Source organism: Polynucleobacter sp. AP-Nickl1-40-C4 (assembly GCF_035012665.1).
GTDB lineage: Bacteria > Pseudomonadota > Gammaproteobacteria > Burkholderiales > Burkholderiaceae > Polynucleobacter.
This window is the reverse complement of the sequence record NZ_JAYGQR010000003.1, coordinates 41,979-67,641: the sequence shown is the minus strand read 5'-3', so window position 1 is coordinate 67,641 and position 25,663 is coordinate 41,979. Positions and strand designations below refer to the sequence as shown.

General features: G+C 46.5%; 23 protein-coding genes and 1 other RNA gene. 19 read left to right on the top strand and 5 right to left on the bottom strand.

Annotated elements, in window-relative coordinates:
• Positions 1-16: 16 nt before the first annotated feature.
• Positions 17-472, top strand: coding sequence for a single-stranded DNA-binding protein (gene ssb / locus VC182_RS04865; RefSeq protein WP_072582708.1), 456 nt, complete (start codon positions 17-19; stop codon positions 470-472).
• 138 nt (positions 473-610) lie between these two features.
• Positions 611-1,846 (top strand): hypothetical protein, encoded by a 1,236-nt coding sequence (locus VC182_RS04860; protein WP_216243242.1) that lies wholly within the window; start codon positions 611-613, stop codon positions 1,844-1,846.
• An 8-nt stretch (positions 1,847-1,854) separates the two neighbouring features.
• Here VC182_RS04860 and queF read toward each other — a convergent pair whose 3' ends face one another.
• The 3 genes from queF to ilvA are packed head-to-tail and all read right to left on the bottom strand — an operon-like array spanning position 1,855 to position 5,137.
• The gene (gene queF / locus VC182_RS04855; RefSeq protein ID WP_323484672.1) at positions 1,855-2,682 is read right to left on the bottom strand and encodes an NADPH-dependent 7-cyano-7-deazaguanine reductase QueF; all 828 of its coding nucleotides are present in this window, start codon (positions 2,680-2,682) and stop codon (positions 1,855-1,857) included.
• A gap of 13 nt (positions 2,683-2,695) precedes the next feature.
• Positions 2,696-3,604 (bottom strand): 5'-nucleotidase, encoded by a 909-nt coding sequence (locus tag VC182_RS04850; RefSeq protein ID WP_072582710.1) that lies wholly within the window; start codon positions 3,602-3,604, stop codon positions 2,696-2,698.
• 12 nt (positions 3,605-3,616) lie between these two features.
• The gene (gene ilvA / locus VC182_RS04845; RefSeq protein WP_323484671.1) at positions 3,617-5,137 is read right to left on the bottom strand and encodes a threonine ammonia-lyase, biosynthetic; all 1,521 of its coding nucleotides are present in this window, start codon (positions 5,135-5,137) and stop codon (positions 3,617-3,619) included.
• A 134-nt stretch (positions 5,138-5,271) separates the two neighbouring features.
• On the opposite strand from ilvA, the gene VC182_RS04840 reads away from it, so the two are divergent.
• From VC182_RS04840 to rnpB, 13 genes are all read left to right on the top strand, one after another.
• A complete protein-coding gene (locus VC182_RS04840; RefSeq protein WP_323484670.1) occupies positions 5,272-9,111 on the top strand; it encodes an FAD/FMN-binding oxidoreductase in 3,840 nt (1,279 codons plus the stop codon).
• The gene (locus tag VC182_RS04835; protein ID WP_216243251.1) at positions 9,111-9,509 is read left to right on the top strand and encodes a gamma-butyrobetaine hydroxylase-like domain-containing protein; all 399 of its coding nucleotides are present in this window, start codon (positions 9,111-9,113) and stop codon (positions 9,507-9,509) included. The genes VC182_RS04840 and VC182_RS04835 overlap by 1 nt, the downstream gene beginning before the upstream one ends.
• Positions 9,509-10,252 (top strand): bifunctional demethylmenaquinone methyltransferase/2-methoxy-6-polyprenyl-1,4-benzoquinol methylase UbiE, encoded by a 744-nt coding sequence (gene ubiE, locus VC182_RS04830; protein ID WP_072582714.1) that lies wholly within the window; start codon positions 9,509-9,511, stop codon positions 10,250-10,252. Before VC182_RS04835 ends, ubiE begins: the two co-directional genes overlap by 1 nt.
• Before the next feature lie 70 nt (positions 10,253-10,322).
• Positions 10,323-11,231, top strand: a complete 909-nt coding sequence (locus VC182_RS04825; protein WP_323484669.1) for a Tim44-like domain-containing protein — start codon at positions 10,323-10,325, stop codon at positions 11,229-11,231.
• Between the two features lie 53 nt (positions 11,232-11,284).
• A complete protein-coding gene (locus VC182_RS04820; protein WP_323484668.1) occupies positions 11,285-11,905 on the top strand; it encodes a ubiquinone biosynthesis accessory factor UbiJ in 621 nt (206 codons plus the stop codon).
• A 3-nt stretch (positions 11,906-11,908) separates the two neighbouring features.
• Positions 11,909-13,495, top strand: coding sequence for a ubiquinone biosynthesis regulatory protein kinase UbiB (gene ubiB, locus VC182_RS04815; RefSeq protein ID WP_216120221.1), 1,587 nt, complete (start codon positions 11,909-11,911; stop codon positions 13,493-13,495).
• Between the two features lie 52 nt (positions 13,496-13,547).
• Positions 13,548-14,201: a DUF502 domain-containing protein gene (locus VC182_RS04810; protein WP_323484667.1), complete on the top strand. Its 654-nt coding sequence runs from the start codon at positions 13,548-13,550 to the stop codon at positions 14,199-14,201.
• 16 nt (positions 14,202-14,217) lie between these two features.
• Positions 14,218-16,017: an aspartate--tRNA ligase gene (aspS, locus tag VC182_RS04805; RefSeq protein ID WP_323484666.1), complete on the top strand. Its 1,800-nt coding sequence runs from the start codon at positions 14,218-14,220 to the stop codon at positions 16,015-16,017.
• A gap of 21 nt (positions 16,018-16,038) precedes the next feature.
• Positions 16,039-16,482: a dihydroneopterin triphosphate diphosphatase gene (gene nudB / locus VC182_RS04800; RefSeq protein WP_323484665.1), complete on the top strand. Its 444-nt coding sequence runs from the start codon at positions 16,039-16,041 to the stop codon at positions 16,480-16,482.
• A 37-nt stretch (positions 16,483-16,519) separates the two neighbouring features.
• A complete protein-coding gene (locus tag VC182_RS04795) occupies positions 16,520-18,343 on the top strand; it encodes an ABC transporter ATP-binding protein/permease (RefSeq protein WP_323484664.1) in 1,824 nt (607 codons plus the stop codon).
• A 9-nt stretch (positions 18,344-18,352) separates the two neighbouring features.
• Complete coding sequence (locus tag VC182_RS04790) at positions 18,353-19,705, top strand: glycerate kinase (RefSeq protein WP_323484663.1); 1,353 nt, start codon at positions 18,353-18,355, stop codon at positions 19,703-19,705.
• Position 19,706: 1 nt separating this feature from the next.
• Positions 19,707-20,765 carry a dihydroorotase gene (gene pyrC / locus VC182_RS04785; RefSeq protein ID WP_323484662.1) on the top strand — a complete coding sequence of 353 codons (1,059 nt, stop codon included), beginning with the start codon at positions 19,707-19,709 and terminating at the stop codon, positions 20,763-20,765.
• Between the two features lie 59 nt (positions 20,766-20,824).
• Positions 20,825-21,131: RNase P RNA component class A (gene rnpB, locus VC182_RS04780), an RNA gene on the top strand.
• On the opposite strand, the gene VC182_RS04775 is transcribed toward rnpB, so the two are convergent.
• Complete coding sequence (locus VC182_RS04775) at positions 21,132-21,554, bottom strand: OsmC family protein (protein ID WP_216120232.1); 423 nt, start codon at positions 21,552-21,554, stop codon at positions 21,132-21,134.
• A 409-nt stretch (positions 21,555-21,963) separates the two neighbouring features.
• Here VC182_RS04775 and rplM point away from each other — a divergent pair, with 409 nt between their 5' ends.
• The 4 genes from rplM (at position 21,964) to erpA (ending at position 24,425) form a co-directional block, all read left to right on the top strand.
• Entirely contained in the window at positions 21,964-22,392 is a 429-nt protein-coding gene (rplM, locus tag VC182_RS04770) for a 50S ribosomal protein L13 (RefSeq protein ID WP_072582725.1), read from the top strand.
• Between the two features lie 9 nt (positions 22,393-22,401).
• Positions 22,402-22,803: a 30S ribosomal protein S9 gene (gene rpsI, locus VC182_RS04765; protein ID WP_072582726.1), complete on the top strand. Its 402-nt coding sequence runs from the start codon at positions 22,402-22,404 to the stop codon at positions 22,801-22,803.
• A 120-nt stretch (positions 22,804-22,923) separates the two neighbouring features.
• Positions 22,924-23,982, top strand: coding sequence for an N-acetyl-gamma-glutamyl-phosphate reductase (gene argC, locus VC182_RS04760; protein ID WP_323484754.1), 1,059 nt, complete (start codon positions 22,924-22,926; stop codon positions 23,980-23,982).
• A gap of 68 nt (positions 23,983-24,050) precedes the next feature.
• Positions 24,051-24,425, top strand: a complete 375-nt coding sequence (gene erpA, locus VC182_RS04755) for an iron-sulfur cluster insertion protein ErpA (RefSeq protein ID WP_068319574.1) — start codon at positions 24,051-24,053, stop codon at positions 24,423-24,425.
• 40 nt (positions 24,426-24,465) lie between these two features.
• Here erpA and VC182_RS04750 read toward each other — a convergent pair whose 3' ends face one another.
• Positions 24,466-25,593: an anhydro-N-acetylmuramic acid kinase gene (locus tag VC182_RS04750; protein ID WP_323484661.1), complete on the bottom strand. Its 1,128-nt coding sequence runs from the start codon at positions 25,591-25,593 to the stop codon at positions 24,466-24,468.
• Positions 25,594-25,663 lie beyond the last annotated feature (70 nt).

Below are 25,663 nucleotides of genomic sequence, written 5' to 3'. Positions count from 1 at the left end.
TTCTTCGGGAGACAACATGGCTTCGGTAAATAAGGTCATCATCGTAGGTAACGTAGGACGTGATCCAGAGACGCGTTACATGCCAAGCGGCGACGCAGTGACAAACATCTCAGTAGCAACATCTGATCGCTACAAAGACAAACAAACTAACGAAATGAAAGAAACCACAGAATGGCACCGTGTTGCATTCTTTGGCAAGCTTGCAGAAATCGCTGGTCAGTACCTCAAAAAAGGTTCACAGGTTTATGTTGAAGGTCGTTTGCGTACACGCAAATGGACTGACGCTAGTGGCCAAGAAAAGTATTCCACAGAAATCGTTGCAGAAACAATGCAAATGCTTGGTGGCAAGCCAGTAGGCGGAAGCGGTGATGGCGGCGAGAGCTACAGCCGTTCAAAGCCGGCTGAGCAGTCTGCCCCAGCACCATCAAACGCTGCATCATTGGGTGCAATGGACGACGATATTCCGTTTTGATAATTTCAGAATGCCTAGTAAGTAGTTTTTACTAAAAATCAAGAAAACCCCAATTAGTTATTGGGGTTTTCTTTTATGTAATCAGGATTCTTGGGTGCATGTAAATCTAACATTCACTATTGACCTTAAAATAACCATATGAATATCAGAGGAATAAGGCAGTTAGTATTTTTGCTATGCACAGTAGTGCTTGCGGCCATCATGCCTAGCTTATCTTATGGTGCCCCCTTCTTCTTTCCGGATATGAATCCTTCCTTTGTTAAAGGAGATTCCCCCGAATGGTTGCAAGAAGGCCGGGGCAATGACGGCTACCTAACAATTACTTCTGAAGTGATTCCAGTTAATACATGCACGCAGATGGCTAGTCGTAGTTTCTGGGGATCGGATAAAACTCAGCTTGTTCTATCGGTTGTTACCTATGGGTTTAAGAGTAAGCTTGATAAAGTAGACATTCCAATTGGGACTTTTGATGGTAGAGATAGTGGCTCTGAGTGCTCTTCTCTGAGCACTACACCATTGCAGATAGTGCCAATCACCAGTCTTGGTGCTTACTCAGTATTTAATCCAGGAAATCTATCTTTGGTCCTGAATGTCAGAAGCTCGAATGATTCCAATCAAGACTTTGTGGGTTCTGCAAAATTACTTCTCGGCGCAGCGGCAATGGTGGCAACAGGCGGATCAGCAGCGGCGATTGGGGGTATTTCAGCGACTGTTGGTAATTCAGTGATGAGCGATACCCAGAAAAAAGCCAATAGTCTTTTGCAGGGAATGATTGATGCAAAAGTGCCTGTGACATTTAGCTGGTCAGAGTTGCGTCGAGGAATTAGCGCAGTGCAAATCCCTGTATACAAGATTGATCAAAGCGTAAGTAGTCTGACGGATAAACAAATTCAGCAACTACAAAAAGATCCCAAAGCAGATAAGCAATTAATGTTTACAGTGAAGTTAGAGGTTCAATACTTTAGAAGTATCTTCTATCCAACTGTGGCAAACATTGTGGATTTGGCTACCCGTGAAAACCTGTCATCAGATTATATTTTAAATTTCCAGGTGCCCGGTTCTAGTCAAAACTTTATGCAGCTCTTAAATAGTTCAGCGCCAAGTCTTTTGCAGCAAGTGACCAAAGTGGAGGGGGCCGATCTCACTCGTGCCTGCTCCATTGCCTTATCGAAATTGAAGTCAGCAGGTCTTGATGACGTTGACAGTGCAATTGTGATGAAGTCATTTATTGATGAGGCAAAAGGGGATGCAGGCTGGTACTTGAACCCAGCTTTAGTGAAAAGCTGCTTTTCTCAGGCCCCAAGTATTCATACAAATCTGGAAAAGATATATGGCAAGCCCGCACAAGTAAGCATCCAGACTACGACGCCTTAAGTTTTGACTTATTGACGTGCGTGTCGAATGTTTTCTGGCCAAGGGGAGTTGTAGTCTGTGCGGAATGGATTGATATCTAAGCCGCCGCGTCTTGTGTAGCGCGCATAGACAGATAGTTTCTCTGGTTTGCACTGACGCTTGATGTCAGTAAAGATGGTTTCCACGCAATGCTCGTGGAACTCACCTAACTGCCTAAAGCCAATGAGATAGCGTAATAAACCCTCTTCAAGGATCGGCCTGCCTTGGTAACGAATTTGCACGCTCGCCCAGTCTGGTTGACCGGTAACTGGGCAATTGGATTTAAGAAGATGCGAGACAAGACACTGCTCTATTGGACCAAATGATTCATTGACGCCAAGTAGGCCTGGGTCTGCGGGTAGGTTTGGGTCTACTTCAATATCTAATCTGTCCATCAAAATGCCACCCATTTCTTGCATCCCTTTTTTTGAGACTGCCTCTGTTAGGTTGATGCGGGTGGTGATCTTGCTGCCAGCAACTGCAGATAAGTCAGTAATGAGGCGCTCTTTAACTTCATTCTCATCTTCAAAGCGTGCGCTGTTAAGGCTGTTGAGATAAAGCTTGAAAGATTTAGACTCAATCATGTTCGGTGAGTCTGCAGGAATCTGAAACTCCGCCAAAGCAATCTGCGGTTTACCTTTTTGATTAAGCCAGCTCAGCTCAAAGGCGTTCCATAGATCAACACCAGCAAAGGGTAGGGCTTGATCTTCTTTAAGGCCCAACTTCTTTCTGTTCTCAGACCTGGGGATGGGAAACAGCACACTCGGATCATATTGATCTGGGTATTGCGTTGATTGTCCGAGGGGTAAGGTTGCCATTACAGTATTTCACTTACTTCTTAGGTTTATTTGATACGCCAGATACCACGTGGCCCGTTGGTGCTACAGACGCAGCTGACTGGCAATGACCGGTTTGATCATCAAAGAAAAAGTCTGGTTCGAATTCTCGTAAGAACTCGCTCTTTGAGAGGCCGCCTAAGAACATCGCTTCATCCACATCAATACCCCATGCCATCAGTGTGCGAATGGCTCGTTCATGGGCTGGTGCAGAGCGTGCTGTAACTAATGCCGTCCGAATGCGCATACCGTTTTCACTAGTGGAGCGTTGCAGTCTGTGTAGGGCTTCTAGCAAAGGTTTGAATGGGCCGGGAGGCAAGGGAATATCGACCTTCTTACTTTCGTGATCCACAAAGGCTTCAAGACCTTTTTTCTGGAAGACTTGCTCGGCTTCATCGGAGAAAAGGACAGCGTCTCCGTCAAACGCGATGCGGATTTCATTAGGATGGGACTCGGCGGTTTTACTAGACTCTGGATACACGCGAGCGGCAGGAAAGCCTGCATCAATCGTTGCTCGCACATCATCTTCATTTGCAGACAAGAAGAGATTGGCATGTAGAGAGCGCAAGTAATGATACGGAGGCCTACCTCTTGTAAATACGCCACGCTCAAGATGTAGACCATGATGCTCGGCTGAACGGAATACACGCAGACCGCTGACCGGATCGTTGCGAGAAAGAATGACCACTTCGACACGTTGCTCACCCTCATCATTAAAAGCGAGGAGTTTCTTGACCAAGGGGAATGCCACCCCTTTTTGAGCGGCCTCACTGAGGCGCTCTAACTGCAACTTCATATAAGCGCTGTCATCGGTTGACTCGAAGATGCGATTTTCTTCCTCGAAATCAAACAGGGCGCGCGAAGAGATCGCGACGACGAGTTTTCCGGTGAGTGTGTATGACATTTGAGATTGGGCTTATTTCAGGAACAGGCGATAGGCGGGATTGTTAGTCTCATCCCAGTGTGGATAGCCTAGGGTTGCCAAGAAGTTTTGGAATTTCTTCTGCTCATTTTTCGGTACTTGAATACCAATCAGAATGCGGCCATAGTCGGCTCCGTGATTGCGATAGTGGAACAAACTGATATTCCAGTTAGGGGCCATGCTGGTTAAGAACTTCATCAAAGCACCTGGGCGCTCTGGGAACTCAAAGCGATAGAGCAATTCATCTTTAGCCAGTGCAGAATGCCCGCCAACCATATGACGTAAATGCGATTTTGCTAGCTCATCATGCGTGAGATCAATCGTTGCAAACTTGGCTTTGCGGAAATGCTTTGCAATCGCTTCGCTGTCACCGGATTTTTGTGTGCTGATGCCAACAAAAATATGGGCTTCACTTTGATCGCCAATACGATAGTTAAATTCAGTCACGTTACGTTTGCCGAGTAATTCGCAGAAGCGTTTAAAGGAGCCACGTTCTTCAGGAATAGTGACTGCAAATACCGCTTCGCGGAACTCACCAACGTCTGCGCGCTCAGCCACAAAGCGTAGGCGACTAAAGTTCATGTTGGCCCCGCAAGCCACAGCCACTAAGGTTTTCTTCTTGATACGTTTTTTCTCGACATACTTCTTCATGCCCGCAATGGCGAGTGCGCCAGCGGGCTCAAGAATACTGCGGGTGTCGGTAAACACATCATTAATAGCTGCGCAGATTTCATCTGTGTCGACTGTGACGATTTCGTCTACTACTTTTTTGCAAATACGGAATGTTTCTTTGCCAACCAATTTCACAGCAGTGCCATCTGAGAACAAACCGACGTCTTTCATCTCAATACGTTTATTTGCTTTGAGCGATTGATTCATGGCATCGGAGTCAGAAGCTTGAACACCAATCACTTTTGTTTTTGGGCTAACAGCTTTGATGTATTCACCAATGCCAGAAATTAAACCGCCGCCGCCAATAGCAACAAATACCGCATCGATCGGTTTTTCATATTGAGTAAAAATTTCGTGGGCAATCGTTCCTTGACCTGCGATGACATCGGGATCATCAAAAGGGTGGACAAAAGTTAAGCCCCGTTTTTTGCCGAGAATCTCAGAATGTTTAAAGGCATCGCTATAGGATTCACCATGAAGGATGATTTCTACCCAAGATCCGCCTCTGACCTTGACCGCATCAATTTTGACGCTAGGGGTCGTGACCGGCATCACGATGACGGCTTTGCACTTCATTTTGGCGGCAGATAGGGCTACACCCTGGGCATGATTGCCTGCAGAAGCTGTAATAACCCCGCGTTTTAGGGCTTCTGGGGGTAAATGGGCCATTTTGTTGTAGGCGCCACGGAGTTTGAAGGAGAAAACCGGCTGGTTATCTTCTCTTTTAAGTAAGACCTGGTTGCCCAAACGCTTAGTCAGTTCTGGGGCGAGCTGAAGTTCGGTTTCTCTGGCTACGTCATAGACGCGAGCCGATAAAATTTTCTTTAAATAGTTCGTTGCCATCCGATGAGCGTACCACGGATGGCTCCTAAGCCCTTAGATTTGCAAGGGTTTATCCCTTTGGGGAGCAACTTTCTCGGAATCCTGCCACTATCAGGTTCACTCAATTAAAATGCTTATTTATCAAATATGTCGCTATGAACGCACCATTAGCTTTGAACCAGTTGTTGGATGCTGAGGCGGGCTCCCCCCGTCTTCGCGAAATTCCCTACAACTACACCTCCTTTTCTGATCGAGAGATTGTGATTCGCCTATTGGGCGAGGAGTCATGGCATGTTCTCAACAACTTGCGTGGCGTTCGCCGTACAGGTCGTTCCGCTCGCATGCTGTTTGAAATTCTGGGTGATATTTGGGTGGTTCAGCGCAACCCGTTCTTGCAAGATGATTTGCTGGATAGTCCCAATCGCCGCAAACAATTAATTGATGCACTCTGGCATCGCTTGGGCGAAGTCAAGAAGCGCAATAGTGGTGATTCTGCTGACCAAGTAGAAATTCTATTAAGTGCCGCTTATCGCGCAATCGAAAATTTCGAAAACGGATTTAAAGAAGTTGAAGTCATTCGTAAGCGTGCTCGTAAGGAGTTAGGTCGTCATACTGCTGCAGACAATATTTGCTTTGATGGTGTGTCTCGTGCTGCTCACGTTACCGATGCAACAGACTGGCGCGTGGAGTTTCCACTCGTTGTTCTAAAGCCGGATTACGAATCTGAAATTCCTGGTTTAGTGAAAGCTTGTATTGAATTAGGGCTGACCATTATTCCTCGTGGAGGTGGTACTGGTTATACCGGTGGCGCTATTCCGCTGTATGCAATGTCGGCAGTGATTAACACTGAAAAGTTACAAGATATTGGCGGCGTAAAAGCTAAAAAACTACCAGGCTTAGATCGTGAAGTATCTACCATCTTTACTGGCGCAGGCGTTGTGACCCGTCGCGTATCTGATGCTGCAGAGCATGCTGGTCTTGTGTTTGCAGTTGATCCTACTTCTGCCGATGCAAGCTGCATTGGCGGCAATATTGCCATGAATGCGGGTGGTAAGAAAGCGGTTCTTTGGGGAACTGCTTTAGATAATCTGGCTAGCTGGCGCATGGTGGATCCGCAAGGCAATTGGTTGGATATCGAGCGTCTTGAACACAATATGGGCAAGATCCATGATGTGGCAACTGTCCGCTTTCAGCTCACTTGGTCTGATGGCAATAGCGAGCCGGGTCAGCGCATTCTAAAAACAGAATTATTAGAAGTTGAAGGCAGACGTTTCCGCAAAGAAGGTTTAGGTAAAGACGTTACTGATAAATTTTTATCAGGTTTACCTGGTGTGCAAAAAGAAGGTTGTGATGGTTTGATTACTAGCGCAACTTGGGTATTGCATCGCATGCCTAAATTCATGCGCACGGTTTGCTTGGAGTTTTTTGGTCAAGCGCGAGAAGCGATCCCCAGTATTGTGGAGATCAAAGCATACTTAGATGGCTTAAGCAAGCAAGGTGGCCCAATCTTGGCCGGCCTAGAGCATTTGGACGATCGCTATTTAAGAGCGGTGGGTTATTCAACTAAATCAAAGCGCAATAGCTTGCCGAAGATGGTATTGATTGGCGATATTGCTGGCGATGATGAAGAAGCCGTTGCTGCAGCTACTAGTGAGGTAGTGCGGATGGCGAACTTACGTGTTGGCGAAGGCTTTGTTGCAGTCAGCGCTGAGGCTCGTAAGAAGTTCTGGCTCGATCGTGCCCGCACAGCTGCGATTGCCCGTCATACCAATGCTTTCAAGATTAATGAAGACGTCGTGATTCCTTTGCCGCGTATGGGTGAGTACACCGACGGTATCGATCGCATCAATATTGAGCTCTCTCTCAAGAACAAGTTGCAAGTACTCGATGGTCTTGAGACTTTCTTGAAAAAGAGCGCATTACCGCTAGGTAAGAGTGATGCTGAGTATGAGATCCCTACAGCAGAAATCTTGGGAGATCGTGTTCAGCAAGCCCTAGAGCTTATTGCCAAGGTCCGTGGGCGTTGGGCTGAGTGGCTCATTGAGATGGACTCTTATTTTCCGCGACTGCAGGATTACAGTCTGCGCGCTTCATGGAAAGAGGAAGTGCGCTCAGAGTTGCGCATCATCTTTGGTGGTTTGGCATTTGAGCCGATTCTGGCCGAGCTAGAAGCAATTCACAAAAACGTGTTGCGTAAGCGCGTATTCGTCGCGTTGCACATGCATGCTGGCGATGGCAACGTTCATACCAATATCCCGGTGAACTCGGATGACTACGAGATGTTGCAAGATGCGCATCGCGCCGTAGATCGGATCATGAAATTAGCCCGCTCATTAGACGGTGTGATTTCCGGTGAGCATGGTATTGGTATTACTAAATTAGAGTATTTAACAGAAGCTGAACTCAAAGATTTCCGCAGCTATAAGAATCGCGTTGATCCAGAAGGTCGCTTTAATAAAGGCAAGTTGATGCCACATGCTGATCTGAGCATGGCCTACACGCCTAGCTTTGGTTTGATGGGCCATGAGTCAATCATCATGCAGCAAAGCGATATTGGTGCTATTGCCGATAGCGTAAAAGATTGTTTACGTTGCGGTAAATGCAAGCCTGTTTGCTCAACCCATGTACCACGTGCAAACCTGCTTTACAGCCCGCGCGACAAAATCCTCGCAACATCACTATTGATTGAAGCCTTCCTATATGAAGAGCAAACTCGACGTGGTGTTTCGATTCGCCATTGGGAAATGTTTGATGATGTCGCAGCGCATTGCACGGTTTGCCATAAGTGCTTAACTCCATGCCCGGTCAATATCGACTTTGGTGATGTGACCATGAACATGCGTAATCTCTTGCGCAAGATGGGACAGCAGCGCTTTAATCCTGGCACAGCAGCATCCATGTTCTTCTTGAATGCCACCAGCCCAGAATCGATTAATCTTGCTCGCAAGACGATGATCGGTTGGGGTTATAAGTTGCAACGCCTGGGTAATGATGTCTTACGGAAGTTTGCGAAAAAACAAACTGCCCATCCGCCTGCAACAGTAGGAAAGCCGAGCGTTAAAGAGCAGGTGATCTTTTTTGTAAATAAGAAGATGCCTGGCAATCTACCCAAGAAAACGGCGCGTGCTTTGTTGGACATTGAGGATGCGAACTACGTTCCAATTATTCGTGATCCTAAGACAACTTCTGCAGATACTGAGGCGGTGTTCTACTTCCCGGGTTGCGGATCTGAGCGCTTGTTCTCTCAGGTTGGTTTGGCTACTCAGGCGATGTTGTGGAATGTAGGTGTTCAAACGGTTCTGCCACCAGGCTATCTCTGTTGCGGCTACCCACAGCGTGGTAATGGCGACTTTGATAAAGCAGAGAAGATGATCACGGATAACCGTGTGTTATTCCATCGTGTTGCCAATACCCTCAATTACTTGGATATCAAGACCGTGGTTGTTTCTTGTGGCACTTGTTATGACCAGTTAGCTGGCTACCAGTTCGAACAGATTTTCCCTGGCTGCCGCATTATTGATATTCATGAGTTCTTGGCAGAGAAGGGCGTTAAGCTCTCTGGCGTAACTGGTGTGAAGTATATGTATCACGATCCTTGCCACTCTCCAATGAAGTTACAAGACCCTTTGAAGACGGTGAATGAGTTAATTCAACTCGAAGATGGTAAGGCGATTGCGAAGAATGATCGTTGCTGCGGTGAATCTGGCACATTAGCCGTCACACGTCCTGATATTTCTACTCAAGTGCGTTTCCGCAAACAGATTGAGATGGAAAAAGCGGCGACTGAATTGCGCAAAGATGATTTCACTGGCGAAGTCAAAGTGTTAACTAGTTGCCCATCATGCTTACAAGGTCTGACACGTTTTGATGCAGATAGCGACACTACAGCCGATTACATTGTTGTTGAAATGGCTCAGAAGCTACTTGGTAAAGACTGGATGCAGGACTATGTAGCAAAGGCTAACCAAGGTGGTATTGAGAGGGTCCTCGTTTAATGATTCCGAGCAATATCGTTGTACATCAGCAATCCAAGGTCTTGGAGCTCTCTTATGAGGGTGACAAGACTTATCGCCTGCCTTTTGAATTGTTAAGGGTTTTATCTCCTTCCGCCGAAGTTCAGGGCCATGGGCCTGGGCAGGAAACATTGCAGACGGGTAAGCGTGATGTTTTGATCGCCAATATTGAACCTGTTGGGCACTATGCACTCAAGCCCAGCTTTTCGGATGGGCATGACTCTGGCTTGTTTACCTGGGATTACTTATTGTTTCTGTGTGAGAACCAGGAGCAGTTATGGAAAGAGCATTTAGATAAATTGGCCGCTGCTGGCTTAGACCGCGATACACCGATGACACAAGCAGGCAGTGCATCAGGCCATTCTTGTGGAAGTCACTAATGAGTAAAACGCACTTCGGGTATCAAAGTGTTGATGAAGCTGAAAAAGCCGGCAAGGTTGCCGAGGTTTTTCATTCGGTAGCCAGCAAGTACGACGTCATGAATGACCTGATGTCATTCGGGCTGCATCGGGTTTGGAAAAAAGTGACGATTGCTCGTGCAAATGTTCGTCCTGGCCAAAAGATTTTGGACATTGCTGGCGGTACTGGCGATCTCGCCGCGGCTTTCGCAAAAGCGGCTGATTGGGGACGCAACCCAGATGCTCAAGTTTGGTTAAGTGATATCAATGCTTCTATGTTGGGTGTGGGGCGTGACCGCCTATTGGATCGCGGTATGGCTTTGCCTTGCGTTCAGTTTGATGCCGAAAAAATTCCTTTTCCGAATAATCATTTTGACGTGGTGACCGTTGCCTTTGGTTTGCGTAACATGACACATAAAGAGATCGCTTTAGGTGAAATGTGCCGTGTGATCAAACCTGGTGGCCGTGTTTTGGTATTGGAGTTCTCTAAGCCTGATGCCTTTTTGCAACCCGTATATGACACTTATTCATTTAAGGTTTTGCCTTGGTTGGGTGAGAAGATTGCACAAGATTCAGAAAGCTATCGCTATTTAGCTGAATCGATTCGCATGCATCCCGATGCAGAAACCCTTAAAGAAATGATGTTGGGGGTTGGTTTTGATGAAGTGGAAACCCACAGGATGACTGGGGGTATCGTTGCCTTACATATTGGTATTAAATACTAATAGTCGTATAGTTTTTAAAGTCTTAAAAACTAAAGAAGTTGAGTAGTTATCAGAAGGGGTAAATCTAAAAATGAATAAACATTTTTTTAAAGCAGTTCTCTTGAGCTTTACTTTGATCATTGCAATGGTTGGTCAGGTTGATGCTGCTCGCTTAGGTGGCGGAAGAAGTCTTGGACGCGCGCCAAGTGCACCAATGCAACGTCAGGCTGCTCCTGTGCAAAAGCCAGTTCAGCAAGCACAGCCGACTTCCCCAGCCCCCGCCCCTCAAGCACCTGCGCCTAGTCGTTTTGGTGGCATGGGTGGTATTTTGGGTGGCTTAGCTGCGGGCCTGGGAATTGGTTACCTCTTATCGCATTTTGGTTTAGGTGAAGCAGCCTCTTCATTAATTACTGGTTTGCTGATCGCAATGTTGGCTGGCTTTGTCATTATGTTTGTGATTCGTAGATTATTGCCAGCGATGTCTGGTGCTGGTCAAAACTCAAATGCGCCATCACAAGGCATGCAGCGCAATAGCGTTGAGATGCCCAGACAAGAACCTGCATTCACTCCTGCTGCAAATGCATTCGGTGGGGTGAGTACAGAGCCTGAGGTATTTCAGTCAACTTTGCCCCCTGGTTTCGATCAGCAAACATTTTTGGAAAATGCAAAACAATATTTTGTAACTTTGCAAAAAGCTTGGGACCAAGGTGATCTTGCATCCTTACGTGAATTTACAACTCCCGATATGTTTGCCACGATTCAGCAAGATTTAGCTGGTAGAACTGATGGCAGTAATCAAACAGATGTCGTGACTATTAATGCTCAGCTCTTAGGGGTTGAGACGGCAGATGCCCATTATTTCTGTAGCGTTCAGTTCAGCGGCATGATTCGTGAGCAGCAGGGAGCTCCAGCGAGCGACTTCTCCGAAATCTGGAATTTAAGCAAGCCTGTGGAAGGTCCTGGCGGCTGGGTACTGGCGGGTATTTCCCAGTTGGTTTAAGCTTTAGGTACTTTCCGTCGGAAAACCCGCACTAGTGCGGGTTTTTTACACTCATGAATAGACATTTTTCGACTACCCATACGATTGCTTCTGGCGCAGCCTGCCGGGGGATTAATCACGTGTTGGATAGCGAGCCTTGGGCGTCTACAGAATTGGCTCGTCATGCCAACAAAACAATCTTGTTACAACTTCCGCTAGGTAATCTGTGTTTTGAGATCAAGCCAGATGGTTTATTGGCTAGCTTAAAAGAGATTGAGGCACCTTCGCTCACTTTGGAGGTTTCTGCCAAGGCATTGAGTGACTTGGCAGGCAGTACCGGTTCTTTGCGAGAGCAGGCTTTCAAAGCAGTCAAAATTACTGGTGATGCAGACTTGGCCCAATTATTGGGTCGTCTTGCAGGACAGTTGCGCTGGGAATACGAGGAAGATTTAGCTCGTCTGGTTGGAGATGCACCTGCAAACTTTGCCGTAAGGCAGGGTAAAAAGTTTGTGTCTGCCACACGTTCTGCTGCAAGCGATTTGCTGGACAATGTAGTGGAGTATGTCAGCGAAGAAAAGAAAGTGCTTTTAAATAAACGAGACTTTATGGTTCGTAAATCCGAATTAAGTGATTTGCGCGAGTCTGTAGATCGTATGGAAAAACGTATTCAACTTCTAGAGCAAAAGGCTAAATAAATCGTGCGTCGAATTGCTCGTCTCTTTTTCATTTTCTTTACCGCATGGCGTTATGGTTTATTGCCACTACTTCGTGATCTTCTAAAGCCGGGCATTCGTCGCGGATTCTTAACAGTACTTTGCTGGATGTCTCCTGGCAGTCATTTACCTAGAGGTGAGCGTATTCGATTGACGCTAGAGGCACTAGGCCCTATTTTTGTGAAATTTGGTCAAGTACTTTCTACACGTCGCGATTTATTGCCAGAAGATATCGCTAATGAATTGGCTAAATTACAAGATCAGGTACCACCATTCTCAAACGAAGAATCTCGTCGCTTGATTGAAGCGGATCTAGGTCAACCAATTGAAGAAGTGTTTATTAGCTTTGATGCAACACCTGTCGCTAGTGCCTCAGTGGCACAGGTGCACTTCGGAGTCTTGCGTGGCACAGATAAGCATCCTGAATGGGAGGGTCGTTCAGTAGCCATCAAGGTCTTGCGCCCCGGTATTTTGCCGGTGATTGAGGGTGATTTGGCTTTGATGTACGACTTAGCTAAAGTGATTGAAAAAAGCTCCGAAGATGGCCGCCGTTTAAAACCGCGTGAGAACGTTTCGGAGTTCGATACTTATTTGCATGATGAGCTTGATCTCATGCGCGAAGCCGCTAATGCGAGTCAGCTACGTAGGCAATTTGCGGATTCGAATAAGTTAATGATTCCCGAGATGTATTGGGATTTATGTCACACCAATGTGATTGTCATGGAGAGAATGTATGGCATCTCAATTGGTAAAACGGCAGCACTCAGAGAGGCGGGCGTTGACTTTAAGAAGTTGGCTTCAGATGGCGTAGAGATATTCTTTACTCAAGTGTTTGAGTATGGGTTCTTCCATGCAGATATGCATCCCGGCAACATTATGATTAGCTTAGAGCCAGAAACATTTGGCCGTTTCATTTCTCTAGATTTTGGAATTGTTGGTGCATTAAGCGAATCTGACAAAAATTATTTAGCCTTGAATTTTCTGGCATTCTTTAATCGCGATTACCGCCGAGTTGCTGAGTTACATATTGAATCGGGTTGGGTTCCGGCGAATACCCGCGTTGAAGAATTAGAGGGTGCGGTACGTTCAGTTTGCGAACCGTATTTCGATCGCCCCCTGAAAGAAATTTCCTTGGGCATCGTGCTGATGCGCCTATTTCAAACATCGCGTCGCTTTAAGGTGGAAATTCAGCCGCAACTCACTTTGCTACAAAAAACCCTCTTGAATGTCGAGGGTCTGGCTCGTCAACTGGATCCCGACCTGGATCTTTGGAAAACGGCTAAGCCGATTCTGGAAAAATGGGTAAGCAAGCAGTTGGGGTGGCGTGGTCTCATTGATGGCATCAAGGAAGAGGCGCCTACTTGGGCCAAAATTCTGCCAACATTGCCCCGTTTGATTGCGGATAGCCTAGCGCAGGCCCGTTCCCCCATCAAAGACCAAAATGGCGAATTAGAGGTCTTAAAGGCCCTTTTATTGCAAGAAAGACGTACACATCGCCTTTTGGCAGGCGCTTTACTCTTTGCTGGCGGGTTTTTGGCTGGAATTTTGATCATCAGCCTAGGCATTTATTAGTCTCTCGCTGATTGGCTGCTAACCCGCTAAAATAGCGGGTTAGGCAGAACACATGAAAAAATACTTTATCGCTGGCATCCTCGTTTGGGCACCCTTGTCGATCACCATTTGGGTGATTGCTTGGGGCTTGGGCCTGCTCGATGGTGTTTTTGGTTCTGTAATGCACGCCATTATTATTGTTCTCCCTGAGGATGCCGCTAGAGATTTGCAGCATTTCCGCGACCTCCCGGGTGTTGGAATACTGATTGTCATTGTGGTCATCCTTCTCACTGGATTGACCGCAATTAATTTTGCCGGACAGTGGTGGTTAAAAGTTTGGGATAAATTTGTTAATCGCATACCGATTGTTCGTTCCATTTATTCCAGCGTTCAGCAAGTCTCATCCACTTTATTTTCTGGAAGTGGGCAAGCTTTTAGCAAAGCCTTGCTGATTCGATATCCCCATGCGGATTCTTGGGTGATTGCTTTTCAAACTGGCATTCCCGCAAGAGAAGTAACTGCCAAATTGGGTGAAGATTACGTCAACGTATTTTTGCCTACAACCCCAAATCCAACCTCTGGTTTTTTCATGATCGTGCCACGTGCACAAACGATTGAATTAGAGATGAGTGTGGAAGAGGCTCTGAAACATATTGTTTCAATGGGCTCTGTTCCCCCCAATAGTTCTAGTGGTTTAACTGCATCCCAGTTGCCACACCATTTTTGATTTATAGGAAATTGTTATGTCAATGCGAAGCCATACCTGCGGCCAGGTCACCGATTCACTGATTGGTCAAGAAGTCACTCTTGCTGGATGGGTTAATCGCCGTCGTGACCACGGAGGCGTGATCTTTATTGACTTGCGTGACCGCGAAGGTTTTGTACAGGTTGTTTGCGATCCTGATCGCCCAGAAATGTTTGCTCTTGCTGAGCAAGTTCGTAGCGAGTTCTGTATACAGATTAAAGGTCTTGTACGTGCACGTCCTGCCGGCACTGAGAACACGGATTTAGTTAGTGGAAAAGTAGAGATCCTCTGCCATAGCTTGGTGATTCTGAATGCTTCTGTAACTCCGCCGTTCCAGATTGATGATGAGAATTTGTCAGAGACCACTCGATTAACTCATCGCGTATTGGATTTGCGTCGCCCACAAATGCAAAAGAATTTACGGTTGCGTTACAACGTGGCGATGGAGTGTCGTCGTTATTTAGATGATGCTGGCTTTATCGATATCGAAACACCGATGTTAACTAAGAGCACCCCAGAAGGCGCGCGTGATTATTTGGTGCCTTCCCGTGTTCATGATGGCCAGTTCTTTGCGCTGCCACAGTCTCCACAGTTATTCAAACAGTTGTTAATGGTCGCTGGCTTTGATCGCTACTATCAAATTACCAAGTGTTTCCGTGACGAAGACTTGCGTGCGGATCGTCAACCTGAATTTACTCAGATCGACTGTGAAACTGCTTTCTTGAGTGAGTTAGAAATTCGTGATTTGTTTGAAAACATGATTCGACATATTTTCAAGAAGACGATGAATGTTGAGTTGCCTAATCCATTCCCAACCATGCCTTACTCTGAAGGTATGGCGCGTTTTGGCTCTGATAAGCCAGATTTGCGTGTGAACTTTGAATTCACTGAATTGACTGATTTAATGAAAGACGTTGATTTCAAGGTGTTCTCAGGTGCCGCTAACCAAGTGGGTGGACGAGTGGTGGGCTTATGCGTGCCTGGTGGTGCTGAAATTAGCCGTAGCGAAATCGATGACTACACTCAGTTCGTCAGTATTTATGGCGCTAAAGGCTTGGCTTGGATTAAGGTCAATTCCGTTGCTGAAGGCCGCAATGGCTTGCAGTCACCAATCGTGAAGAATTTGCATGATGCAGCGATTCAAGGCATCTTGAAGCGCACTGGTGCAAAAGATGGCGACATTATTTTCTTTGGTGCCGACAAAGAAAAAGTAGTAAACGATGCGATTGGTAATTTACGTTTACGTATTGGCCAATCTGCTTGGGGCAAAGCGCATGGTCTCTTTACCGAAGGTTGGAAACCATTGTGGGTAGTAGATTTCCCAATGTTTGACTACGACGAAGGCGAAGCCCGTTGGGTTGCCTGCCATCATCCGTTTACCAGTCCTAAAGATGAGCACATGAAGTATCTGGAGTCTGATCCAGGTAAGTGCTTGGCTAAAGCGTATGACATGGTGTTGAACGGTAGTGAAATTGGTGGCGGCTCAGTCCGTATTCACCAAGAGGCTGTTCAAAGCCAGGTATTCCGTGCATTGAAAATTGATGCAGAAGAAGCGCAAGCGAAGTTTGGCTTTTTGTTAGATGCACTTCAGTATGGCGCGCCTCCTCACGGCGGTATTGCGTTCGGCCTGGATCGCATCGTAACGATGATGACTGGTGCAGAATCCATTCGTGATGTGATTGCTTTCCCTAAAACACAACGTGCGCAGTGCTTGTTAACTCAGGCCCCAAGCCCAGTAGACGAGCGTCAACTGCGTGAGTTGCATATCCGTTTGCGTCAAGCTACCCCTGCCGCATAAAGCAACTTCAGTAATACCATCTTGAAAATCCCTATTTCGGTTTTAGTCGTTATCTACAAATCGAATAGGGATGTTTTATTGATAGAGCGTGCTGACCGCTCTGGCTTTTGGCAATCTGTCACTGGTAGTCTTGATACTCTCGATGAGGATCTGGCTTTAGCAGCTACGCGAGAAGTATTTGAAGAGACGGGGATTGCGGTGGTGCGCCTACCAAAAGAGGCGTTGCAAAACCTGCATCATCACATCGAGTATGAAATCTATCCTGAGTGGCGATTTCGTTATGCCCCAGGTGTTACCCGAAATATCGAACATTGGTTTGCGCTAGAAGTTCCGGATAGCACTCCAATCACACTTGCCCCAAGGGAGCATGTTGCATATGAGTGGCTCCCTTATGAAGAGGCCGCTAAGAAATGTTTTTCTCGTAGCAATGGCGAAGCTATTTTGAAATTATTTTCTGCGAACTAAGCCGAGTCAAATAGCCGATTAGGAATAAGATAGAGCGATGAGACATTCATCAGGACATCATCACGGTAGCGCAGATTCAAAAACACCAGGGCGCGGTGATTGGCGCGTCATTCGTGATCTCCTCCCTTATCTTCTGGAGTATCGCTTTCGGGTAATTATTGCCCTGAGCTGTTTAATAGCTGCCAAGGTCGTTAATCTCGGCATTCCAATTGTGATGAAAGAGTTAATTGACTCTTTGGATATCAAAGCAAGTTCTCCCCAAGCCCTTTTGGCTGTTCCCTTGGGAATTATTCTGGCCTACGGCTTATTAAGAATTTCCGCATCCTTGTTTACAGAGTTGCGTGAAGCTTTATTTGCCAAGGTTACCCAGAATGCAGTTCGTAAAGTAGCGCTTCAGGTATTTGAGCACTTGCATTCACTTGCGCTGAGCTTTCATCTAGCCCGTCAGACGGGTGGCGTGAGTCGAGATATTGAGCGCGGGACACGTGGTATTCAGTCACTGATTTCTTACTCGCTCTATAGCATCTTGCCAACAGTAATTGAGTTTTTTTTGGTGTTGGGCTACCTTGCCTATTCATACGATATTTGGTTTGCTGCAATTACATTTATAGCCTTAGTCCTCTATATTGTTTTTACGGTGATGGTTACTGAGTGGCGTACCCATTACCGCCGCACCATGAATGATATGGATTCAAAAGCCAATCAAAAGGCCATTGATTCTCTATTGAACTTTGAAACAGTGAAGTATTTTGGTAACGAGGCCTTTGAGGCCAGGCGTTACGATGAAAACTTGCTGCGCTATCAATCTGCAGCAGTGAAGTCACAAAAGACCTTAGCCGTATTAAATCTTGGCCAGCAGATCATTATTGCTACCGGCTTAATGTTGATTCTGTGGCGCGCTACTGTCGGCGTTGTCAATGGCACGATGACTTTGGGCGATCTGGTGCTGGTAAATACCTTGATGATTCAGCTCTATATTCCGCTTAATTTCTTGGGGGTCATATATCGTGAAATTAAGCAGTCATTAACGGATATGGATCGGATGTTCTCATTGCTGAATACCGATAAAGAGATTGCTGATTCTCCAGATGCAAGGCCGCTACAAGTTCATGACCAGGGACATGGCCCAGACGTTAGGTTTGAGCATGTGTCGTTTCACTATGATGCCAAGCGTGAAATTCTGCGTGATGTCAGCTTCAATATTCCTGCTGGAACCATTACGGCGGTAGTGGGTCAAAGTGGCGCAGGTAAAAGTACTCTCGCCAGATTACTATTCCGTTTTTATGATGTGCAGTCAGGAGAAATTCTGATTGCAGGGCAGAATATTCAAGATGTGACACAGGCTAGCTTGCGTAAAGCAATCGGCATCGTTCCGCAAGATACCGTTTTATTCAATGACACGATTGGTTACAATATTGCCTATGGCGATCCTTCAGCAACGATTGAAGAGGTGCAAGAGGCGGCTAGGGCAGCTCAAATCGATAGCTTTATTAAGCGCTTGCCAGAGGGGTATGACACACAGGTTGGCGAGAGAGGTTTGAAGCTTTCTGGGGGTGAGAAACAACGCGTAGCGATTGCGCGAACACTCCTCAAAAAACCGGCCATGTTGATTTTTGATGAAGCGACTTCAGCTCTAGACTCCAAAACAGAACGCGCTTTTCAGGAAGAGCTACTCAGTTTGGCCAAGAACCGGACAACCCTCATTATTGCCCATCGTCTTTCAACTATTATTCATGCCGATCAAATTTTAGTGATGGACCGTGGTCAGATTGTGGAGCGAGGAACTCACGAAGAGTTGCTTGCAGCTCAAGGAAGGTACGCGGAGATGTGGCAGATGCAAGAGCGTGCCACGGTTGATTAGAATAGCTGGATGACTCAAAACAGTTCTTTTCCCTCTATGGCAGCAAGTAAAGAAGCAATTCTTAAAAATGCATTTGCTGCTGCAGTGGCAGTGGCTGATCCACAGGTCATTGTTCCCCAGTACTTAGCAAAGATATTTCCAGTTGGGCAAGAGCCTAAGGGTAAATGTTTGGTAGTAGGTGCAGGTAAGGCTAGCGCTTCGATGGCTAGTGCATTAGAAGCTTATGCCAAATCCCATTGGCCACAGGTGAAGTTAGAGGGCGTTGTGCTGACGCGTTATGGTCACGGCTCACCAACCTCCTTCATCAAGATCGTAGAGGCTGGCCATCCAGTGCCCGATCAAGCTGGCATGGATGGAGCTAAAGAAATTTTTGCCTTAACCAATCAGTTGGAAAAAGGCGACGTATTGATCGCCTTAGTCTCTGGTGGTGGATCAAGCCTTCTTACCCTGCCGCAAGAGGGTATCTCGATTGATGATATGCGTAAGACCACGGAAGCACTTTTGCGTAGTGGTGCACCTATTGAAGAAATGAATGTGGTGCGTAAACATTTATCTGCAATCTTGGGTGGCAATTTAGCTAGAGTAGCTATCGCCCGTGGCGCACGAGTCGAGGCTTTATTAATTTCTGATGTCACAGGCGACTCACCAGCCGATATTGCTAGCGGCCCGTGTGCTGCAGACTACTCAACCTATTTAGATGCACTCAACATCTTGCAAAAATATGATTTAGATGATTCGGTTATCCCTGGATCAGTATTGAATCATCTCAAACAAGGTTTGGCTGGTGAAAAGCCAGAGACTCTGAAAGATTCTGATTTAATCTCCGCTCAAGTGGCCAATCATGTGATTGCAACTGCTTATAAAAGTTTAGAGGCTGCTGCTGACTATGTGAGCACGCAGGGTTATGAACCCATTGTTTTGGGGGACACTATTACTGGTGAGGCGCAAGAAGTTGGTGTGGAGCAGGCTGCGTTAGCTCGTGACTATATGGCTAAGGGAATTGATAGTCCGCTTGCCCTCATTTCAGGGGGTGAATGTACTGTGACGATTCCAGCAGACGTAAAAGGCCGTGGCGGTCGTTGCAGTGAATATCTACTCTCACTTTTAGCTGCTAGCTCTGATTTGCCAAGAATAGCTGCTTTGGCTGCGGATACCGATGGCATTGATGGTAGCGAAAAGAACGCCGGTGCCTGGTTTGATAGCGCCGTGCGCCAATCTAGCCAGACTGCAGGTCTGGTTCCAGAGAAATTCTTATCAGCACATGATTGCTATGGCTTCTTTGCAGAATTAGACGCTTTAGTGGAAACTGGCCCTACACTTACTAACGTGAATGATTTCCGCATTATCTTGCTCGATAAATAATATGTCTAATAGCCCTACACAAATTCAACTGATTCAGCCGGACGATTGGCATTTGCACATTCGTGATGGTGAAGTGATGAAAGATGTGTTGGCAGACACTGCGCGTCAATTTGCGCGTGCGATCATCATGCCCAATCTCAAACCACCAGTAACTACTGTGGATTTGGCTAAGGCCTATCAATCTCGCATTGAATCGAATTTAAAGTCTCTGGGTGTCAGTGACTTCACGCCTTTGATGACTTTGTATCTCACTGACAATACTTCTACAGATGAGGTTCGTAAGGCCAAGGCTGCAGGCATTGTAGGTTTTAAGTTATATCCAGCAGGTGCAACGACGAATAGTGACGCCGGTGTCAGTGATCTTAAACATTGCCATGCGGCATTAGAAGCGATGCAAGCTGTTGGTATGCCGCTCTTAGTGCATGGTGAAGTAACCAGCTCTGAAATCGATATCTTTGATCGTGAAGCGGTATTCATTGATACGGTTTTAGAGCCTCTTCGTAAAAAATTTCCTGAGCTCAAGATTGTGTTTGAGCACATCACTACCAAGCAAGCAGCCCACTATGTGCGTGATGCAGCAACGGGTGGAAAGAATACGATTGCAGCCACGATTACTCCGCAGCATCTACTCATGAATCGCAATGCTATTTTTGCTGGTGGCATTCGTCCACACAATTATTGTTTACCTGTGCTTAAGCGCGAAGAACATCGCGTTGCACTTTTAGAGGCTGCGACCAGTGGTAACTCTCGTTTCTTCTTGGGTACGGATAGTGCGCCTCATGCTAAGGACGTCAAGGAGGCAGCTTGTGGTTGCGCGGGTTGTTACAGCGCCTTTAATGCTTTAGGTTTATATGCAGAAGCATTTGAGAGTGTTGGTAAGTTAGACCGGTTAGAAGGCTTTGCTAGTTTCTTTGGCCCTGATTTTTATTCTCTGCCACGCAATAGCAAAAAAATTACTCTGGTAAAGCAAGCGCAAAGCATCCCTGCTGAATTGCCATTAGGCGACACCACCATTGTCCCTTTGCGTGCTGGCGAAACCATCGCCTGGTCACTCGTTTAAAAAACACAAATCATTACTTTCTTAGCCAAATTGGCCTGACTGCGTTAGACTGCAGGCGCAGAGTCAATTGGGCAATCGCCGCCTCTTTATTGAGGGGGAGGAAAGTCCGGACTCCATAGGGAAGGGTGATGGCTAACGGCCATCCACGGCGACGTGAGGAATAGGGCCACAGAGACGAGCGTATTTAGTTACGGTGAAACGCGGTAACCTCCACCTGGAGCAATCCCAAGTAAGCAGGCGATGAGGCGTCCCGCTGAGTCTGCGGGTAGGGAGCTTGAGCCGTCAGGTAACTGCCGGCCTAGAGGAATGATTGCCCCTAGATGCAAATCTAGGCGACAGAATCCGGCTTATCGATTGACTCTGCACTTATTCCGCAATGATTTCGACGCTGTAGGTCAGTTCTGCAGTTTTAGCCAACATAGTCGTAGCCGAGCAATATTTTTCATGTGAGAGCTTTACGGCGCGATCTACCTTTGCCTGATCTAGGTCTTTTCCTTTGACCGTAAAGTGCAAATTAATCTTAGTAAAGACTTTCGGGTCTTCTGAAGCCCTCTCAGCCTGGAGGGCTACTTCACAGCCGGTAATGGCTTGGCGGGCCCTCTGTAGGATTAAAACCACATCAAATGCAGAGCATCCGCCTGCACCCACTAAAAGCAGCTCCATTGGCCTTGGAGCGAGGTTTTTGCCACCAGCTTCAGGGGCACCATCCATGTTTACGAGGTGGCCACTGCCAGTTTCTGCAGAAAAAGCCATCCCGCCATTACCCAACCAACTTACTCGACATTCCATTATTAGTGACCCCTAACTTACTAAATTAATCAATATTATCAATAGTTTACCTATTTTATGGGAAATCAAGTTGCTGCACAGCAACATAAAAAAATTGATTTTGATCAATATTCTTGCGTCGCACCATGCATATGGATACAATAACCATATTGGTAGTCAGTCTTGTATAAGACTGCGACTTACCTCCCAGTGTCTCCTCCACCCAAACATAGGTGGATTCCAACCCAGGACTCGTTCCTGGGTTTTTTTTAGGTTACAATTCAAGGCTTTACTGAATTACCGAGCCGGTCAGCGGTAATTTGTTGTACCAAGTAAATTGCAGAATCTGCGAGCTTGCAAACATAAGCAGGGCCAAGGTGGATGTAATTTGGTTGGGGTAATTTTTTTGACTATAACAATTTGAGAAATCATGAAAACTTTTTCTGCAAAATCCCATGAGGTAGTGCATGAATGGTTCGTGATTGACGCTACGGACAAAGTCCTCGGTCGTGTCGCCAGTGAAGTGGCACTCCGTCTACGCGGCAAGCACAAGCCTGAATACACCCCACACGTTGATACTGGCGACTTTATCGTTGTCATCAATTCATCTAAGCTCCGTGTCACAGGCACAAAAGGCTTGAACAAAATTTATTACCGTCACAGCGGATACCCAGGTGGTATTAGCTCGACCAACTTCGACAAGATGCAAGACCGTTTCCCAGGTCGCGCTTTGGAGAAGGCTGTGAAGGGTATGTTGCCAAAAGGCCCACTAGGCTATGCCATGATCAAGAAATTGAAAGTTTATGGCGACGCTAATCATCCGCACACGGCTCAACAGCCTAAAGCGTTAGAGATTTAAGGAACCCAAATGGCTATTAATTACGGAAATTGGAATTACGGTACTGGTCGTCGCAAGAGTTCTGTGGCGCGTGTATTCATTAAATCTGGCAAGGGCGAAATCATTGTTAATGGTAAGCCTATCGATGCCTATTTTGCTCGTGAAACATCACGCATGATCGCTCGTCAGCCTTTGGCTCTCACAGCCCACTTAACGACCTTTGATATCAAAGTAAACGTTTCTGGTGGCGGTGAAACTGGCCAAGCTGGTGCAGTTCGTCACGGCGTTACTCGTGCATTAATCGACTACGACAACGCCTTGAAGCCAGCCCTGTCTAAAGCAGGTTTGGTAACTCGCGATGCTCGTGAAGTTGAGCGTAAAAAAGTTGGTCTGCACGGCGCGCGTCGTCGTAAGCAGTTCAGCAAGCGCTAATTCTTTCAGTCGCTCAAGTTTTATCGAAAGGGTCGCGCAAGCGGCCCTTTTTGTTTCTACAATTGAGGTATTCAGAAGTTTTAAAAAAAACTTCTCATGATCGGTATTTTGGAGAATGGCATGATTAAAGTTGGCATCGTAGGTGGCACTGGATATACCGGAGTGGAGTTGTTGCGTTTATTGGCGCAGCATCCTGAGGTAGAGCTCACTGCAATTACTTCTCGCACAGAAGCTGGCATGCCAGTGGCTGAGATGTTTCCATCTTTGCGTGGCCGTGTTGCTCTCAAATTTACAACGCCTGATGAAGCCAAGCTGAATGAATGTGATGTGGTGTTCTTCGCAACTCCACATGGCGTTGCAATGGCACAAGCAAAAGAATTGCTCGCTAACAATGTGAAGATTTTGGATCTTGCCGCAGACTTTCGTTTGAAGGATGTCAAAGAATTTGCAAAGTGGTATGGCATGGAGCACACTTGCCCAGAAATTTTGGCTGAAGCGGTTTATGGTTTGGCGGAGATTAACCGTGAGGACATTAAGAAAGCGCGCGTAGTTGGTTTGGCGGGTTGCTATCCAACATCAGTGCAGCTAGGTCTAGCGCCTTTGCTATCACCTAAATCGACTGGCGGCAAACACCTCATCGATGGCACGCATATTATTTCTGACTCAAAGTCAGGCACTTCTGGTGCTGGCCGGAAAGCAGAGATCGGCACACTATTGTCTGAAGCAGCGGACAACTTTAAAGCTTATAGCGTTAAAGGACACCGTCATCTTCCAGAGATTGAGCAGGGATTAAAGGCAATTGCTGGCCATGATCAGATCGGTTTGACCTTTGTGCCGCATTTAACGCCGATGATTAGAGGTATTCATTCGACCTTGTACGTCCGTTTGACTGAGGCTGGTAAAGAGGTTGATTACCAAAAGCTGTATGAGAGTTTCTATAAGGATGAGCCATTTGTCGATGTCATGCCAGCAGGCAGTCATCCAGAGACGCGTTCTGTGCGGGGTAGCAACGGTATTCGGATTGCGATCCATCGTCCAGGCGGCGGTGATACTTTAGTTATTTTGGTAGTTGAGGACAATTTGGTGAAGGGCGCTTCAGGCCAAGGTGTGCAGTGTATGAACCTGATGTTTGGGTTACCAGAGACTATGGGCCTTACCCAGATCGCTGTTTCCCCATAATGACCCTTCAGCAAACTGGGCATTAAAAGCCTAAAATAAGACATTGCCTTTTGAATTAGGAGTAAATCATGACCGAATTAGCTACACAACCTGCACAAGATTTAGCCGAGCCGCCAACCCCATTGGTGTTCACGGATAGCGCTGCTGCGAAAGTGGCGGACTTGATTGCTGAAGAAGGCAATCCAGAATTGAAGCTGCGCGTATTCGTTCAAGGTGGCGGTTGCTCAGGATTTCAGTATGGCTTCACATTTGATGACGCTGTGAATGAAGACGATACTCTCTTTGAAAAGAATGGCGTTACCTTGTTGGTAGATTCAATGAGCTTCCAATATTTAGTTGGCGCTGAGATTGATTACAAAGAAGATATCAACGGCTCACAGTTTGTGATTAAGAATCCAAATGCGCAAACTACTTGTGGTTGTGGATCTTCTTTCTCTGCTTAATTAAAAAAGAACTTAATTAATATTTAATTAAGCAGCGAAGTTAAGCTGGGTAACAAGCACCTAGAATTCTAGGCCCCTTCGCCCCCGTAACGGCTGGCAAATTTGCTGGCCGTTTTTCTTTATGAGCCCACGCTAGCCATGCAAAAGCAAGGCCTTCCACAAGTTGCGGATCAATTCCTGCGGATTCACTCGTAGTAATTTCTAATGGCTTTTTGAAGAAATGCTGCGACTTCACTTTGAATAAATTCATCAAGGCATTATTTTTAGCGCCGCCTCCACAGACAATCAGCTTCTGGGTTTGCGGGGCATAACGGGCTAAAGCTTCGAGGGCTGAGTGTGCTGTGAGATGCAATAAAGTAGCCTGCACATCTTCACAAAGATAGTTTTCACCATTCAATTTTTCTTGTAACCAAGTGAGGTGAAAGTCGTCTCTACCAGTGCTCTTGGGCGGAACTTTTGCAAAGAAAGCGTCATCTAACATTTTTTTCAGCAGTGCTTCATTGACCTTGCCTTGTAATGCCCAGTTGCCATTCTCATCAAAGGCATTGCCTTGATGCTCATATATCCAGGCATCCATCAACATATTTCCAGGGCCGCAATCAAAACCAGTTACTTCGCCATTCTTAGGAAGTAAGGTGAGATTAGCGATGCCACCGATATTGAGAATGGCTAAATTTTTATCTTCTACAAACTGCTGCGCATGAAATGCAGGAACTAAAGGTGCACCATGTCCACCCGCAGCTAAATCTCGACTTCTAAAATCGGCGATGACATCAATGCCCGTTTTTTCTGCCAAGAGGGCTGGGTTGAGAGTTTGATGTGTGTAAGCCATATCCCCAAGATACGGTTGGTGGCGAATCGTTTGCCCATGTGCGCCGATGGAAGCGATATCAGAAGGCTGTAGATTTGCTTTTCTGAGTAACTGGCTAACGGCTTCTGCATAAGCCAAGGCCAAAGCATTTCCTGCCTGTTTTTCTCGGTGAAGCTCATTTGGGCCAGGGCTTTGAAGCTCGGATAGGGTCTTGCGGAGCTCCGCTGAGAAAGGGGCGCTAATGGCGTCTAGCGCACTAGCTTCCCCATTAGCCCCTATCTTCGCTAGAACAGCATCTATCCCATCCAGGCTGGTGCCAGACATTAGGCCGATATAGAGGGAATGGAGTTTGTTCATTTAGCTCTCAGGAATGCGACAATTATGCTTTAGCAATTTAACTACTAATTTAACTGAATCAGCAATCCGA

Bases quoted from the DNA above. Each gene is read 5' to 3' on its own strand.
- ssb (WP_072582708.1), top strand. From the start codon at position 17: ATGGCTTCGGTAAATAAGGTCATCATCGTAGGTAACGTAGGACGTGAT.
- VC182_RS04860 (WP_216243242.1), top strand. From the start codon at position 611: ATGAATATCAGAGGAATAAGGCAGTTAGTATTTTTGCTATGCACAGTA.
- queF (WP_323484672.1), bottom strand. From the start codon at position 2,682: ATGGCAACCTTACCCCTCGGACAATCAACGCAATACCCAGATCAATAT.
- VC182_RS04850 (WP_072582710.1), bottom strand. From the start codon at position 3,604: ATGTCATACACACTCACCGGAAAACTCGTCGTCGCGATCTCTTCGCGC.
- ilvA (WP_323484671.1), bottom strand. From the start codon at position 5,137: ATGGCAACGAACTATTTAAAGAAAATTTTATCGGCTCGCGTCTATGAC.
- VC182_RS04840 (WP_323484670.1), top strand. From the start codon at position 5,272: ATGAACGCACCATTAGCTTTGAACCAGTTGTTGGATGCTGAGGCGGGC.
- VC182_RS04835 (WP_216243251.1), top strand. From the start codon at position 9,111: ATGATTCCGAGCAATATCGTTGTACATCAGCAATCCAAGGTCTTGGAG.
- ubiE (WP_072582714.1), top strand. From the start codon at position 9,509: ATGAGTAAAACGCACTTCGGGTATCAAAGTGTTGATGAAGCTGAAAAA.
- VC182_RS04825 (WP_323484669.1), top strand. From the start codon at position 10,323: ATGAATAAACATTTTTTTAAAGCAGTTCTCTTGAGCTTTACTTTGATC.
- VC182_RS04820 (WP_323484668.1), top strand. From the start codon at position 11,285: ATGAATAGACATTTTTCGACTACCCATACGATTGCTTCTGGCGCAGCC.
- VC182_RS04810 (WP_323484667.1), top strand. From the start codon at position 13,548: ATGAAAAAATACTTTATCGCTGGCATCCTCGTTTGGGCACCCTTGTCG.
- aspS (WP_323484666.1), top strand. From the start codon at position 14,218: ATGTCAATGCGAAGCCATACCTGCGGCCAGGTCACCGATTCACTGATT.
- VC182_RS04795 (WP_323484664.1), top strand. From the start codon at position 16,520: ATGAGACATTCATCAGGACATCATCACGGTAGCGCAGATTCAAAAACA.
- VC182_RS04790 (WP_323484663.1), top strand. From the start codon at position 18,353: ATGACTCAAAACAGTTCTTTTCCCTCTATGGCAGCAAGTAAAGAAGCA.
- pyrC (WP_323484662.1), top strand. From the start codon at position 19,707: ATGTCTAATAGCCCTACACAAATTCAACTGATTCAGCCGGACGATTGG.
- VC182_RS04775 (WP_216120232.1), bottom strand. From the start codon at position 21,554: ATGGAATGTCGAGTAAGTTGGTTGGGTAATGGCGGGATGGCTTTTTCT.
- rplM (WP_072582725.1), top strand. From the start codon at position 21,964: ATGAAAACTTTTTCTGCAAAATCCCATGAGGTAGTGCATGAATGGTTC.
- rpsI (WP_072582726.1), top strand. From the start codon at position 22,402: ATGGCTATTAATTACGGAAATTGGAATTACGGTACTGGTCGTCGCAAG.
- argC (WP_323484754.1), top strand. From the start codon at position 22,924: ATGATTAAAGTTGGCATCGTAGGTGGCACTGGATATACCGGAGTGGAG.
- erpA (WP_068319574.1), top strand. From the start codon at position 24,051: ATGACCGAATTAGCTACACAACCTGCACAAGATTTAGCCGAGCCGCCA.
- VC182_RS04750 (WP_323484661.1), bottom strand. From the start codon at position 25,593: ATGAACAAACTCCATTCCCTCTATATCGGCCTAATGTCTGGCACCAGC.